Annotated in this window: 11 protein-coding genes; 5 read left to right on the top strand and 6 right to left on the bottom strand. The window is 69.2% G+C overall.

The window, feature by feature from the left end:
• Nucleotides 1-90 precede the first annotated feature (90 nt).
• From CLV67_RS19000 to CLV67_RS18990, 3 genes are read right to left on the bottom strand one after another with little or no spacing between them, the layout of a single operon-like run.
• Nucleotides 91-1,011 (bottom strand): pirin family protein, encoded by a 921-nt coding sequence (locus tag CLV67_RS19000; RefSeq protein WP_106320144.1) that lies wholly within the window; start codon nt 1,009-1,011, stop codon nt 91-93.
• On the bottom strand, nt 1,008-1,421 hold the full coding sequence (locus tag CLV67_RS18995) for a PPOX class F420-dependent oxidoreductase (protein WP_239166402.1): 414 nt from the start codon (nt 1,419-1,421) through the stop codon (nt 1,008-1,010). Before CLV67_RS18995 ends, CLV67_RS19000 begins: the two co-directional genes overlap by 4 nt.
• Nucleotides 1,422-1,434: 13 nt before the next feature.
• Entirely contained in the window at nt 1,435-2,859 is a 1,425-nt protein-coding gene (locus CLV67_RS18990; RefSeq protein ID WP_106320140.1) for a DUF2252 domain-containing protein, read from the bottom strand.
• A gap of 179 nt (nt 2,860-3,038) precedes the next feature.
• Here CLV67_RS18990 and CLV67_RS18985 point away from each other — a divergent pair, with 179 nt between their 5' ends.
• The 5 genes from CLV67_RS18985 to mmsB all read left to right on the top strand — a co-directional run bounded on the left by CLV67_RS18985 (nt 3,039) and on the right by mmsB (nt 9,841).
• The gene (locus tag CLV67_RS18985) at nt 3,039-4,022 is read left to right on the top strand and encodes a LacI family DNA-binding transcriptional regulator (protein ID WP_106320138.1); all 984 of its coding nucleotides are present in this window, start codon (nt 3,039-3,041) and stop codon (nt 4,020-4,022) included.
• A 326-nt stretch (nt 4,023-4,348) separates the two neighbouring features.
• Nucleotides 4,349-5,833: an L-arabinose isomerase gene (gene araA / locus CLV67_RS18980; RefSeq protein WP_106320136.1), complete on the top strand. Its 1,485-nt coding sequence runs from the start codon at nt 4,349-4,351 to the stop codon at nt 5,831-5,833.
• A gap of 26 nt (nt 5,834-5,859) precedes the next feature.
• On the top strand, nt 5,860-6,987 hold the full coding sequence (gene chvE, locus CLV67_RS18975; protein WP_106320134.1) for a multiple monosaccharide ABC transporter substrate-binding protein: 1,128 nt from the start codon (nt 5,860-5,862) through the stop codon (nt 6,985-6,987).
• Nucleotides 6,988-7,067: 80 nt separating this feature from the next.
• On the top strand, nt 7,068-8,603 hold the full coding sequence (gene mmsA, locus CLV67_RS18970; RefSeq protein ID WP_106320132.1) for a multiple monosaccharide ABC transporter ATP-binding protein: 1,536 nt from the start codon (nt 7,068-7,070) through the stop codon (nt 8,601-8,603).
• Complete coding sequence (gene mmsB / locus CLV67_RS18965) at nt 8,600-9,841, top strand: multiple monosaccharide ABC transporter permease (RefSeq protein WP_106320130.1); 1,242 nt, start codon at nt 8,600-8,602, stop codon at nt 9,839-9,841. The genes mmsA and mmsB overlap by 4 nt, the downstream gene beginning before the upstream one ends.
• A 125-nt stretch (nt 9,842-9,966) precedes the next feature.
• Here the strand turns inward: mmsB and CLV67_RS18960 are convergent, their stop codons facing one another.
• From CLV67_RS18960 to CLV67_RS18950, 3 genes are all read right to left on the bottom strand, one after another.
• The gene (locus CLV67_RS18960; RefSeq protein WP_106320128.1) at nt 9,967-10,377 is read right to left on the bottom strand and encodes a hypothetical protein; all 411 of its coding nucleotides are present in this window, start codon (nt 10,375-10,377) and stop codon (nt 9,967-9,969) included.
• Between the two features lie 138 nt (nt 10,378-10,515).
• Nucleotides 10,516-11,784 carry a DUF1501 domain-containing protein gene (locus CLV67_RS18955; RefSeq protein WP_106320126.1) on the bottom strand — a complete coding sequence of 423 codons (1,269 nt, stop codon included), beginning with the start codon at nt 11,782-11,784 and terminating at the stop codon, nt 10,516-10,518.
• A gap of 5 nt (nt 11,785-11,789) precedes the next feature.
• Nucleotides 11,790-13,325 carry a DUF1800 domain-containing protein gene (locus CLV67_RS18950; RefSeq protein WP_106320124.1) on the bottom strand — a complete coding sequence of 512 codons (1,536 nt, stop codon included), beginning with the start codon at nt 13,323-13,325 and terminating at the stop codon, nt 11,790-11,792.
• Nucleotides 13,326-13,416: the final 91 nt, after the last annotated feature.

The following is a 13,416-nucleotide window of genomic DNA, read 5'->3' as shown; positions in this document are numbered from 1 at the left end:
GAGAAGGCACGGCCGGAAAGGGGCCGCGGCCCGGAGAAGACGACGACGGCGGAGAAGGCAACGGCCGCGGTCAGAGAGCCACGCCCACGGTCAGAAGGTGTTGCCGTGCCGGTCGCGCGCCTTCAGGCGTACCGAAGGAAGGTCTGGAGCCGGAAGGGGATCGGCCTCGCAACCATCGACGACGCCGAAGCGATCGGAACCGGACATCCACCGGGTCCGGGCCTCGACGATCTCCTCATGGGTACGCCCCACGAAGTTCCACCACATCACGAGAGGCTCGTCGAACGGCGCCCCGCCGACGAGGAACAACCTGGCCGGCCCGGTGACCTCGATGTCCAGTGCGCCGCGCCCGCCACCGGCGTAGAACAGTGAGCCGGGATCCAGCCGGGTGCCGTCGACGGTGGCCGTGCCGGACATGACCAGGACGCCGTGCTCGAAGGCCGGAGCCAGGTCGAGCGTGTGCCGGGCCGCACCGGCGTACAGCAGTTCCGCGCCGACCAGTGGCGAGTGCACGAGGGCGGGGGAGTGGAGTTCGCCGAGCCGTCCGATGATCACGGTGACCGTGAGCGGGCCGTCGGAGCGGGACGGCAGGCCCGCGTGGTGCTCGAAGCGGGCCGGGCCGTTGCGGGCGTCGTCGGGCAGGGCTATCCACAGCTGGAGGCCGTGCATGCCGTCGGGGTGCTCCGGCGGCGTGTACTCGGAGTGGGCGATGCCGTGCCCGGAGGTCATCAGGTTGAGCTGGCCGGGCGCGATGAACTGGTGGCTGCCGAGACTGTCGCGGTGCTCGATCAGGCCGTCCACCAGCCATGTCACGGTCTGCAGTCCGGTGTGCGGATGCGGCGGCACCTGCATGCCGGGGCGGCCGCTGACGTCGTCGGGTCCGAAGTGGTCGACGAAGCACCAGGCGCCGATCATCCGCCGCTCGCGGTGCGGCAGGAGCCGGCGGACCGTGGTGTACCGGCCGAGGGGAACGTCGTGGCCGGGGAGCAGCACGCTGTCGGCGGTCCTCATTCCGCTGAGCGTAGTAGCGTCGCCGACCCCAGGATGCGGGTGATCTCGACCTCGATGACGACTCGTGCCGGGTTGGGGCGGGGCTGGCGGTAGCGGGCGGCGTACCGCTGCTCGGCGTCGGCGACCGACGACGGGTCGTCGCGGATGACGGCGAGGCCCTCGATCGTGCTCCATCGGGGCCCGTCGACCTGGCAGATGGCGACCCGCCGGCGGCCGCGCAGCACGTTGCGGACCTTGGTGGACGCGTTGGAGGTGATCACCCGGGCCACACCGGCGACCGGGTCGAGGGTGGCGCCGACCGCGACGACGTGCGGTGATCCGTCGGCGCGCAGCGTGGTGAGCGTGCACAGGTGGCGTTCGGTCCAGAACTCGGCCAGTGCGGGGGAGTCGATGGGGATGGTGCCGCTCAAGTCTCGCAACCTTTCAGTGGGCCGGTTCGGCCGGGAGTTCGCCGCGGCGGACCGCCGCGACCAGTGCCGCATGGTCACTCTCGACCTGGTCGGCGTAGGCCCGGGCGAACCGGGCCAGGGACTCGTCGAGTTTGTCGCCGCTGCCGACGTAGCCGGAGATCATGGAGGCGCCGCTGGTGCGGGCGTGTGACTTGGCCAGCAGGTATCCGCAGATGCGGGCGTAGTCGGCGAGCGATTCGGCGTTGACGTCCTCGACGACGATGGCGCCCTTCATGTCGCGGAACTGGCGCACGTAGTACTGGTGCCGGCCGACCGTGGTCCAGCCGAGCAGAGGGTCGCTGACGGTCTGGAGCACCTGCTGGTACTCCACGACGCGCTGGCCCTGGTGCCGGTGCCAGGCGAGGGCGCCGTGCTGATGCCGGGCGACGACCGAGCGGCGAGCCTGTTTGAGCTGCAGGAAGAGCACGTCGTCGGGGTCGCTGCCCTCGCACAGGGCGACGTAGGCGCGCAGTCCGACCGAGCCCACACCGACGACCTTGTGCGCGATGTCGACGATCCGGTAGCCGCCGAGGATTCGTGCCCAGTGCGGCCGCAGCGTGCTCAGGTAGCCGTCGAGGGCCTCGGCCAGCTGTTCGCGCTCGTCGTCGGGCAGGCGGGTGATCAGCGGCGGCTCCTCGACGAGCCGCAGGGCGCCGTCGTTGCGTTCGGTGAAGCGGGGCAGCGCGCGGTCGCTGGTGCGCCGCCGGGCCCGGCGGGCGGCGCGTTCGATCTCGTCGCGGAAGCTCGCCTTGCTGGCGACCGAGCGCATCCCGTTGACGTCCATCCGGTCGAAGGACCGGGCCAGCAGTGGCTCTTCGGCCAGGTGGGCGATGTGTTCGCGGTACGCCTCCACGCAGTGCCGCACGGCGTCGGAGCAGGAGTTCTCCCGGAAACCGCTGACCCGGCCGGCGACGTGCACGCTGACCGTGAGGCGGCGCAGATCCCACTCCCAGGGCCCGGGGTGCGCCTCGTCGAAGTCGTTGAGGTCGAAGACCAGTTCGCGCTCGGGGGAGGCGTAGAAGCCGAAGTTGCCGAGATGGGCGTCGCCGCAGATGACGGGGGTGATGCCGGTGCTGGGCAGGCCGGCGAAGTCGTCGGCCATCAGACCGGCGGTGCCGCGGAGGAACGTGTACGGCGAGGCGATCATCCGGCCGACGCGCACGGGGACGAGCCGTTCGACCCGGCCCTCGTGCGAGGCGGCGACGAGCCGGACCGGGTCGGGGCGGCGGTCGGGTGCCCGCCAGTGGGCCACGTCGGACCGGGGTGACCGCTCACGTAGCGAGCGGCCGATGCCGTAGCGCTCGGCGCGGGGAGCGGCGGCCCGGCGTAACGAGGTGAATCCCTCGTCCGCTAGGCTGCCGAGCACGCCCGGGCCGTCGTTCCTTGAAGACGGTTCCATCGTTGCCGAGGGTACGTGCCACGGAAGATCGTCCGCGCGGGGCTCGTGAAAAGCGGATGTTATCGATAACATTTCTGAATTGGGAAGCTTGAGCGGGCCTGTGTGCGGCTCCCGCTACGCTCCATCAGAACTGGATCGGACGAGGTGCGCAAGTGGACAAGGGATCCCGTAGCCCGGCGATGACGGATGTGGCCCGTTTGGCGGGAGTCTCCCACCAGACCGTCTCGCGCGTCCTCAACGATCATCCCAACGTCAAGGAGCAGACCCGTATCCGGGTTCGCGCCGCGATCGCCGAGCTCGGCTACCGGCCCAACCGCGCCGCCCGTGCCCTGGTCACCGGCCGTTCCCAGCTGATCGGCGTGGTCGCCCGCAACAGCACGCTGTTCGGCCCGGCCACCATGCTGAGCGAGTTCGAGCAGGCCGCCGCGGACGCCGGTTTCGCGGTCAGCGTGGGCAGCGTGCACGAGCTGGACCGCTCCTCGATCTCCGCGGTCGTCGACCGGCACCTGGACCAGCGGGTCGCCGGCCTCGTGGTGATCGCGAACACCGCGTCGGCGACCGAGGCGCTCGCCGAGATCCCCGGTGACCTGCCGGTGGTCTTCATCGACGGCGACCCGGACAGCGGCCGGCCGCTCGTGACGGTGGATCAGGTGGCCGGCGCCCGGGCGGCGACGCGGCATCTGCTGGACGCCGGGCACGAGACGGTCTGGCACGTCTCCGGTCCGACCGACTGGTTCGACTCGGCCGGGCGCATCCAGGGCTGGCGGCAGACGCTGGAGGAGGCGGGCGCCGAGGTGCCGCCGCTGCTGTCGGCGGACTGGTCGGCGGCCGAGGGGTACCGCACCGGACAGATGCTGGCCCGGATGCCCGAGGTCACGGCCATCTTCACGGCGAACGATCACCTGGCGCTGGGCATCCTGCGCGCCCTGCACGAGCGGGGCCGCCGGGTGCCGCACGACGTGAGCGTGGTCGGCTTCGACGACGTGCCCGAGGCTGCCTATTTCATCCCGCCGCTGACCACCGTCCGGCAGGCCTTCGGTGATGTCGCCCGCGCCGCGTTGAGCCTGCTCCTCGGCCAGATGCGGGACGAGAACGGCACCGCGAACCAGATCGTCGTACCGCCGCAGCTGATCGTCCGGGAAAGCGCACCCCGCCGCGTCTGACCAAATTAACGCACCCGCGTTAATGGGTCGTTACCTCGTTGTTGCCGAGGACCGTTGACACCCCACTTTGTTAGCGATAACACTGGGGTTCTCCCGCCGGGGTGTGGTCGCGGCCACTCCACCGGCTCCGCAGAAGAGGTGGGCCCATGTCCGACCGTGTGTGCCGGTGTGCGAATCTGACCGGACATGTACCACGGCGGACGTAAGATCACAGGGGCGGCCGGGGCGTTCGCGCCGCGGCGACCCGATGAAGAATCGCCGGCGCCCGGCGACAAGGGCCACTTCTGCAGTGTGCGCCTGAACTTCTTCGACCGAAGGACCAACCGATGAATCCGCAGATCTGGTTCCTGACCGGAAGCCAGCATCTCTACGGCCCGGAGACGCTCACACAGGTCGCCGACCAGTCCGCCGAGATCCAGCGGACCCTGGCTGCCGGTGGGCTCAGCGCCGAGATCGTCGGCAAGCCGGTGCTCACCGACGCGCGTGCCATCAAGCAGGTCATGCTCGAGGCCAACGCCGACGACGACTGCATCGGCGTGATCGCCTGGATGCACACCTTCTCGCCGGCCAAGATGTGGATCGGCGGGCTGGACGCGCTGCGAAAGCCGCTGCTGCACCTGCACACCCAGCACAACGCGTCCCTGCCGTGGTCGACCATCGACATGGACTTCATGAACCTCAACCAGGCCGCTCACGGCGACCGGGAGTTCGGGTTCATCCAGGCCCGGCTCGGTGTGCCGCGCAAGGTGGTCGCCGGGCACGTGTCCGATCCGTCGGTGGTCCGGCGGATCGGCGGATGGGCGCGCGCCGCGACCGGCCTGCAGCACCTGCGCGGCCTCCGGCTGGCACGCTTCGGCGACAACATGCGCGACGTCGCGGTCACCGAGGGTGACAAGGTCGAGGCTGAGCTGCGGTTCGGCGTCTCGGTCAATACGTATGGGGTCAATGACCTGGTCAAGGTCGTGGACGACATCCCGGACGCGGAGATCGACAAGCTCGTCGCCGAGTACCGCGACCTGTACGAGGTCGACGCGTCCCTGCTCGGCGAACGGCACGAGTCGCTGCGCTACGCCGCCCGGATCGAGGCCGGCCTGCGGCAGTTCCTCACCGACGGCGGCTTCGGCGCGTTCACCACCAACTTCGAGGACCTGGGCGGCCTGCGCCAGCTTCCGGGACTCGCCGTGCAGCGTCTGATGGCCGACGGTTACGGCTTCGGCGGCGAGGGCGACTGGAAGACATCGGTACTTGTCGCCACGGTCAAGGCGATGGGTGCCGGAACGGGACGTGGCACCTCATTCATGGAGGATTACACCTACCACTTCGGCCCCGGCGAGCCTAAGATCCTCGGCGCACACATGCTCGAGGTCTGCCCGTCCATCGCGTCGGCCAAGCCGCGCGCCGAGATCCACCCCTTGGGAATCGGCGGCCGGGAGGACCCCGTGCGCCTTGTCTTCGACGCCGCCGATGGCCCGGCGGTCGTCATGGGCATGGCCGACATGGGCGACCGGTTCCGCCTGGTCGCCAATGAGATCGAGGTGATCCCGCCGGACGAGCCGCTGCCGAACCTGCCCGTGGCCCGCGCGGTGTGGAAGCCCCTCCCGTCGCTCTCCACCTCCGCGGAGTGCTGGATCACCGCCGGCGGCCCGCACCACACGGTGCTCACCCAGGCGGTCGGCGCGGAGACACTGCGTGACTTCGCCGATATGGCGCAGACCGAACTTCTGATGATCGACGAGCGCACCACCACGGCCGATTTCTCCGACCGGGTGCGCTGGAACCAGGCGTACCACCGCCTGGCCCGCCCCCTGTAACACCCGCTCTCGAAGAGGAGATCCACGTGAAATATCCCCGGCTCGCGGCCATCCTGACCGCTGCCACCATGGTCGCCACCCTGGCCGCCTGCGGTGACGCCGAGAAGACCGTCGACAAGGAGGCCACCAGCGGCGACAACAAGGGCGCCCTGGTCGGCATCACCATGCCCACGCGTACCTCGGAACGCTGGATCCACGACGGTGACAACCTGAAGAAGCAGCTCGAGGACCTGGGCTACAAGGTCGACCTCCAGTACGCGGAGAACGACATCCCGACCCAGACCCAGCAGCTGGACAGCCAGATCACCAAGGGCGCCAAGCTCCTGATCATCGCGTCGATCGACGGCGAGGCGATCACCAGCCAGCTGGACAACGCCGCCAAGGCCGGCATCAAGGTCATCGCGTACGACCGGCTCATCCGTAAGAGCCCGAACGTGGACTACTACGCCACCTTCGACAACTTCAAGGTCGGCGTGCAGCAGGCCACCTCGCTGCTGACCGGCCTCAAGGTCGTCGACGCGACCGGCAAGGACCTCGGCGCCAAGGGCCCGCTGAACATCGAGCTGTTCGCCGGTTCGCCGGACGACAACAACGCGACGTTCTTCTTCAACGGCGCCATGAGCATCCTCAAGCCGTACATCGACAAGGGTGTTCTGAACGTCAAGAGCAAGCAGATGGACTTCCAGACCGTCTCCACGCTGCGCTGGGACCCGGAGACCGCGCAGAAGCGCATGGAGAACATCCTCACCTCGACCTACAAGGACGGCTCCAAGGTCGACGGCGTTCTCTCGCCCTACGACGGCATCTCGATCGGTATCCTCTCGGCCCTGAAGTCGGCCGGTTACGGCACCGGCTCGCAGGCCTACCCGATCGTCAGCGGCCAGGACGCCGAGGTCACCTCGGTCAAGTCGATCATCGCGGGTGAGCAGTACTCCACCATCTACAAGGACACCCGCCAGCTCGCCAAGGCGACCGGCGAGATGGCCGACGCCGTGCTCAAGGGCCAGGCGCCGAAGACGAACAACACCACCGACTACGACAACGGTGTGAAGGTCGTCCCGTCGCAGTTGCTCGAGTCGATCATCGTCGACAAGAGCAACTACCAGAAGGAACTCATCGACAGCGGCTACATCTCGGCCGACGCGCTGAAGTAAGTTTCCCGGTTCCGTGCCCCGTCCGGGATCTCCGGGCGGGGCACGGCCCTCAACCGGCCCATGAGAGGAGCGCTGCTCGAATGAGCGACACGATCCTGCGTATGCGGGGAATCACCAAGACGTTCCCGGGCGTGAAGGCGCTGCAGGACGTCAACCTGGAAGTACGCAGAGGCGAGATCCACTCCATCTGCGGGGAGAACGGGGCCGGTAAGTCGACCCTGATGAAGGTGCTGTCGGGTGTCTACCCGCACGGCACCTACGAGGGCGACATCGAATACGAGGGCGACATCTGCCGGTTCTCCGGCATCCGCGACAGCGAGCACCGTGGCATCGTCATCATCCACCAGGAGCTCGCGCTCGCGTCGAATCTTTCCATCGCCGAGAACATTTTTCTCGGCAACGAGCAGGCCAAGCGCGGCTGGATCGACTGGAACAAGACCAACGCCGCCGCGGACGCCCTGCTGCGCCGGGTCGGCCTGAGCGAGCGGTCCGTCACGCCGGTCATCGAGCTCGGCGTCGGCAAGCAGCAGCTCGTGGAGATCGCCAAGGCGCTCTCCAAGGAGGTCAAGCTGCTGATCCTCGACGAGCCCACCGCGGCGCTCAACGACGAGGACTCGGCGCACCTGCTCGACCTGCTGCGCGGCCTGCGTGACGAGGGCATCACCTGCGTGATCATCTCGCACAAGCTCAACGAGGTGATGGGCATCTCGGACCGGGTCACCATCCTGCGCGACGGTAAGACCATCTGGACCGAGGAGACCGCGAACCTCACCGAGGAGAAGATCATCTCCGGCATGGTGGGCCGCGACATGGACCACCGGTACCCCGAGCACACGCCGACGATCGGCGAGGAGGCGCTGCGGATCGAGGACTGGACGGTCTACAGCCCCACCCAGCCCGACCGGGCGCTGGTGCGCAACGTCAACCTCACGCTGCGCCGCGGAGAGATCGTCGGGCTGGCCGGCCTGATGGGCGCCGGGCGCACCGAACTGGCGATGAGCGTGTTCGGCCGCTCCTACGGCATCAACATCTCCGGGCGTCTGATCAAGGACGGCAAGGAGATCAAGGCCCGGAGCGTACGGGAGGCGATCGACCACGGCATCGCCTATGCCACCGAGGACCGCAAGCGGTACGGCCTGAACCTGATCGAGGACATCAAGCGCAACGTCTCGGCCGCCGGTCTGTCCAAGCTCGCCAGCGGCGGCTGGGTGGACGGCAACGAGGAGCGCCGGGTCGCCGACGAGTTCCGTTCCAGCATGAACATCAAGGCACCGAGCGTCGAGTCGGTCGTCGGGAAGCTGTCCGGCGGCAACCAGCAGAAGGTCGTACTCTCCAAGTGGATCTTCACCGACCCGGACGTGCTGATCCTCGACGAGCCGACCCGCGGCATCGACGTCGGCGCGAAGTACGAGATCTACACGATCATCAACCGGCTCGCCGACGAGGGGAAGGCCATCCTGGTCATCTCGTCCGAGCTTCCCGAGCTGCTCGGGATCTGTGACCGCATCTACACCCTCTCGGCCGGCCGGATCACCGGCGAGGTGCCGCGCGCCGAGGCCACGCAGGAAAGCCTGATGACCCTCATGACGAAGGAAGTACAGGAGGTAGCGCCGTGACGGCCGCACCCGTGCAGACCGGCAAGGGACCGGCCGCGCCCCCAGCTGACAAGGCGCCGCGCAAGGTCAATTTCGACCTGAAGGAAAGCGGCATCTTCATCGCGTTCGCGATCACGATCGTGGTGTTCACGATCCTGACCGAGGGCGTGCTGCTGTCCCCGCAGAACCTCAGCAACATCATCGTGCAGCAGTCCTACATCCTGGTCCTCGCGATCGGCATGGTGCTGATCATCATCGCCGGGCACATCGACCTGTCGGTCGGCTCGGTGGTCGCCGCGGCCGGGGCGCTCGCCGCCGTGATGATGGTCGACATGAACATCCCGTGGCCGCTCGCCGTGCTGATCACGCTGGTCTTCGGTGCGGTGGTCGGCGCCTGGCAGGGCTACTGGGTGGCGTACTTCGGGATTCCGGCGTTCATCGTGACGCTGGCCGGCATGCTGCTGTTCCGCGCGGTCACCTACGCCATCCTCGGCAACCAGGGCATCGGCCCGTTCCCGGAGGCCGTCCGGTCGCTGGCCAACGGCTTCCTTCCCGGCTTCCTCGGTAACGTCGGCCTCGGCACGCTGGGCGGCGCCGATCTGTTCAGCATCATCGCCGGTGTCGTCGTGGTGGTCGCCATGGCGTTCGTGCAGTACCGGACCCGCGCCGGCCGGATCCGCTACAACCAGGCCGTCGACCCGGCGTGGCTGTTCCTGCTCAAGGTCATCCTCCCGGCCGTGATCGTGATCTTCCTGGTCGTGCAGCTCGCCCGGTTCCGCAACCTGCCGTGGGTGCTCGTCCTGCTCGCGGTGCTGGTGGTCGGCTACACCCTGGTCACCAACCGGGCCGTGTTCGGCCGCCAGATCTACGCCGTCGGCGGCAACCTGCAGGCCGCCACGCTGTCCGGCGTGAAGGTCAAGTCCGTGGTGTTCTGGTTGTTCGTCAACATGGGCGTGCTCTCGGCGCTGGCCGGCATCATCTTCGCGGGCCGCCTCAACCTCGCCGGTCCGACCGCCGGTAACAGCTTCGAGCTGGACGCCATCGCGGCCGCGTTCATCGGCGGCGCCGCCGTCCAGGGTGGTGTCGGCCGGGTGGTCGGCGCCATCACCGGTGGTCTGATCATGGCCGTCATCAACAACGGCATGGGTCTGATGGGTGCCACCAAGCCGCAGCAGGTCATGCTCGTCAAGGGTCTGGTGCTGCTCGCCGCGGTCGCCTTCGACGTCTACTCGAAGCGTCGCGCCGCCGGCGCCAAGTGACGAAAGGCCCGGCTTTCCGCCGGGCCTTCTCCAATTCGCAAGCTGCCGTTCCGGCCGGGACGGCAAAGGGCCGGCGCTTCTGGGAGAAGCGCCGGCCCTACCATTGTTTCAATAGGAGAAGTGCGTCAGCCGCACTTGATCCGGTAGCCGGTGCCCGGGGCGTTCTGGCACGACCACGAGCCCTGGATCTTGCGCCACGAGTCACCGTCGACGAGCTCGACGCCGTTGTACAGCCAGTCCCAGTAGGTCTTGATGAAGTCCGCGTCGCAGACACCCGCGCCCAGGGCGGTGCCGCCGTTGCGACCCACCGCGACCTCGACGGTCTTGTACTTGGCCTTGCCGCTGGCGTCCTTGCCGACGTACTTGTCACCCTTGACCATGATGGTCTGGTCGGTGTCGTTGCGGAACTTGCCGGCGATCGCGCTCGGCTTCGCGCCGTTGCAGCGCGGCGCGGCCTGAGCCGGCGTCGCCGTCACCAGGGTGAGGCCGGCGGCGGCCAGCGTCATCGACGCGGCACCAGCGGCGGCGGTGCGCATGAATGGAGTGCTGCGGATCTGCAAGGTATTCCTCCCCGTGCATGAAAAACGTCGGTTCATGCTATTGGGGATTCGATTTCATCGACCCCGCCGACCGGCTGGAATAGTCATTGGGCGCACCCGCCGATCGGCTGGTCCTCAGCGGGCGGCGACCAGCCCGAACGCGGACGGCTTCACGCCCGGGAAGACGCGGTCCAAGCCGCCGATATCGCACCGCTTCTGCAGCACCTCACCGATCACCGAACGGTAGTCGGTGGTCACCGCAAGGTCACCCTGGACCAGCGCCGCCGGGTCGAGGCCGGGCCAGTTCCCGTACACCTTCCCGCCCCGCACCCCGCCGCCGAGCAGCATCATCGCGTTGCCGTGCCCGTGGTCGACGCCGCGTGAACCGTTCTCCTTGACCCGGCGGCCGAATTCGCTGATCGTCAGCACCGTCACGTTCTTCATCCCGGTCTCGCCGAGATCGGTGGTGAAGGCGGCCAGCGCCGTGGCCAGGTCGGTCAGGTTGTCGAACATCCGCTGGCCCTTGACCGCCGGGCCGAGTCCCTCGTGCATGTCCCAGTCGCCGCAGTCGACCGCGGCCGTGACGAGGCCCGCTTTCGCCTTGATCAGCCGTGCCACGTCGCGCAGCGCGGCTCCCAGGTCGGTGTCCGGGTAGACGGCCCCGTTCGCCGGCCGGTAGTCACCCTTGATCGAACCGGCGGCCGACAGCGCCCGGTCGGCGGCCAGCGCCGGGCCGGCGAGCAGCGGCGGCGCGTCGGCGTACATCGCCCGCAGGGCCGCGGCCATCGGCTTGCGGCCGTCCGCGGCCAGCTCGAAGTCGTCGATGGCGGCCATCGACAGGTCGGCCGTGGGACCGGCCAGCAGCCGGGACGGCATCGAGTCGCCGAGCGACACCCCGGCGAGCGGCCCGGTGGCGCCCGTCTGGCCCAGCATCCTGTCCAGCCAGCCGGTACGGACCGACGAGCCGGGTGCGGCGTTCTCCATCGCCTCCATGGCGGCGAAGTGCGACCGGGTCGGGTTCTGCTGGCCGACCGCGTGCACGGCCGCCAGCCGGCCGGCCTTCCATTGCGGCAGTAGCGGGGCCAGCGCGGGGTGCAGGCCGAACATGCCGTCACCGGCGATCACCTTGGCCTTGGGCACGGCGATCCCGGGACGGGCCCGGTAGTAGCCGGCGTCGCCGATGGGCGCGAACGCCGAGAGTCCGTCGAATCCGCCGCGCAGCGACAGCACGACCAGGGTGTCACCGGTGTACGTCCCGGCGGCGAAGGCGAGGTTGGTGCTGAGCGCCTCGCCCGCCAGCCCGGCGAGGGCGGTGCCCCCACCGACGGCCGCGGCACGCCCGAGCAGGCCCCGCCGGGTGAGCTGAGCCTTCTCGTTCTCGTCGCAGCAGAGCAGTGTCGTCATGGTTGTCACCTCAGCTGGAAGGACGGCGAGTCCAGGACGAGTGCGATCAGGTACGGCGCGGCGCCGGCGAGCGACTTGTCCTTGGCGGTCAGAGGACTGGTCGGCACCTTGCCCGCGACACTGAGCACGGCGGCCGTGTGCGCGGCAGGCAGCTTCCCGCCGACGAGACGGGTCGCGAGGGCGTCCACCAGTGCGCCGTACGTCGCCGGCAGCACCGGAACCAGCGACTTCAACAGGTCCGCGGGCCGGGTCAGCTGCTTGGGGTACCAGCCGGCGGCCAGGTTCAGGTGCAGGTTGCAGCGCAGCAGGAACGCCGACGGCGACGCCCAGGCCGCCGCGACGTCCGGGTAACCGTTCGGCGCGCTCCACCGGAACGGCGCGTTGCCCATGGACACCAGCGCGTTGTAGAGCCCGTCGAGCGACTTCACACCCGAGGCGTCCGGTCCGAGACCGAGCGCGCGGACCGAGGCGATCGTGTCCTCGAACGGCGTCCGCGTCTTGCGGCCCGCCGATGCCGCGAACTCGGGAGAGGTGAACAGCGCGCGCAGCACCGGCGCGATCGCGGTGTCGTTGTCCCGGTAGACCTTCGCGAGCTTGGCCACCAGCGACGCGGGCGCCTCGTCGGCGACGAACCGGACGCACAGCTTGGTGGCGATCCGCTCGGCGGTCAGCTCGTGCCGGGCCAGGTGGTCGAGGAACGCCAGCGCGGCGGCCTCACCGTCGGCGGTCTTGTTGGCGTGCCGGAAGCCGAGGATGTCGACGGCACCGGTGGCGTGCAGGGAGGCGTCGTACGCGTACGCGCGCGACGACTTGCCGACCGTCATGCCGGTGAGCAGCCGTGCCGCGGCCAGCACGTCGGCCTCGCGGTAGTGCTCGACGCCGACGGTGTGCAGCTCCATCAGCTCACGGGCGTAGTTCTCGTTCGGGTGCGCCCTGGTCGAGGACCGCTGGTCCAGGTAGGTCAGCATCGCCGGGTGCCGTGCGCTGTCCTTGAGCATGTCGGAGAACTTGCCGAACGCGTGCTTGCGGATGACCGTACGGTCGTAGTCGGCCCGGGTGTCCCAGACGCCGCTGGACGGCGCCGTGATGTGCAGGTGGTTCGACCAGAAAGCGACGACCTGCTCGAACAGCTGCCGTTCGCTCCACGCGGCCCGCGCGATCGCGGCCCGGCCGAGCTGCTTGAACGAGTCGTAGGAGTCCTTCGACGACTTCGCCCGTACGGTGGCCGGGGCGGCGCCGGCCAGCGGCAGCCGCGTCAGCACCTGCTCGCACCGGGAGTCGGCGATCCGCGCCGGCTCGAGCTGCCGGTCCAGCCAGCCGGCCGCGCCCAGCTTCCGTGCCTCGGCCAGCGACTCCGGCGTGGCGCCGAAGGTGGCGCGGCGCAGCAGGTGGGCGATCGGGTCGGCGCCCAGCGTCTTGACGAGGTCGACGGTGCCCCCGGCCGCCGCGGCGGCCGGGGCCCCGGTGGTGATGCCGGTGACGGTGAGGGCAGCGGTGGCGACGGAACCGGCGAGCACGGTACGGCGGGTCGGCTTGGTCATGCCTCACGGTTCGGCCCGCCGGGCGGCTCCGGGCACGGCTGCAACCGTGACTAACGGACCCGCAATCCAGGCGCACCCGTGACCGGAAACC

Source organism: Actinoplanes italicus, from assembly GCF_003001815.1.
GTDB classification, from domain to species: domain Bacteria; phylum Actinomycetota; class Actinomycetes; order Mycobacteriales; family Micromonosporaceae; genus Actinoplanes; species Actinoplanes italicus.
Note: the sequence above shows the minus strand (reverse complement) of the source record. Positions and strands in the feature narration are given on the sequence as shown.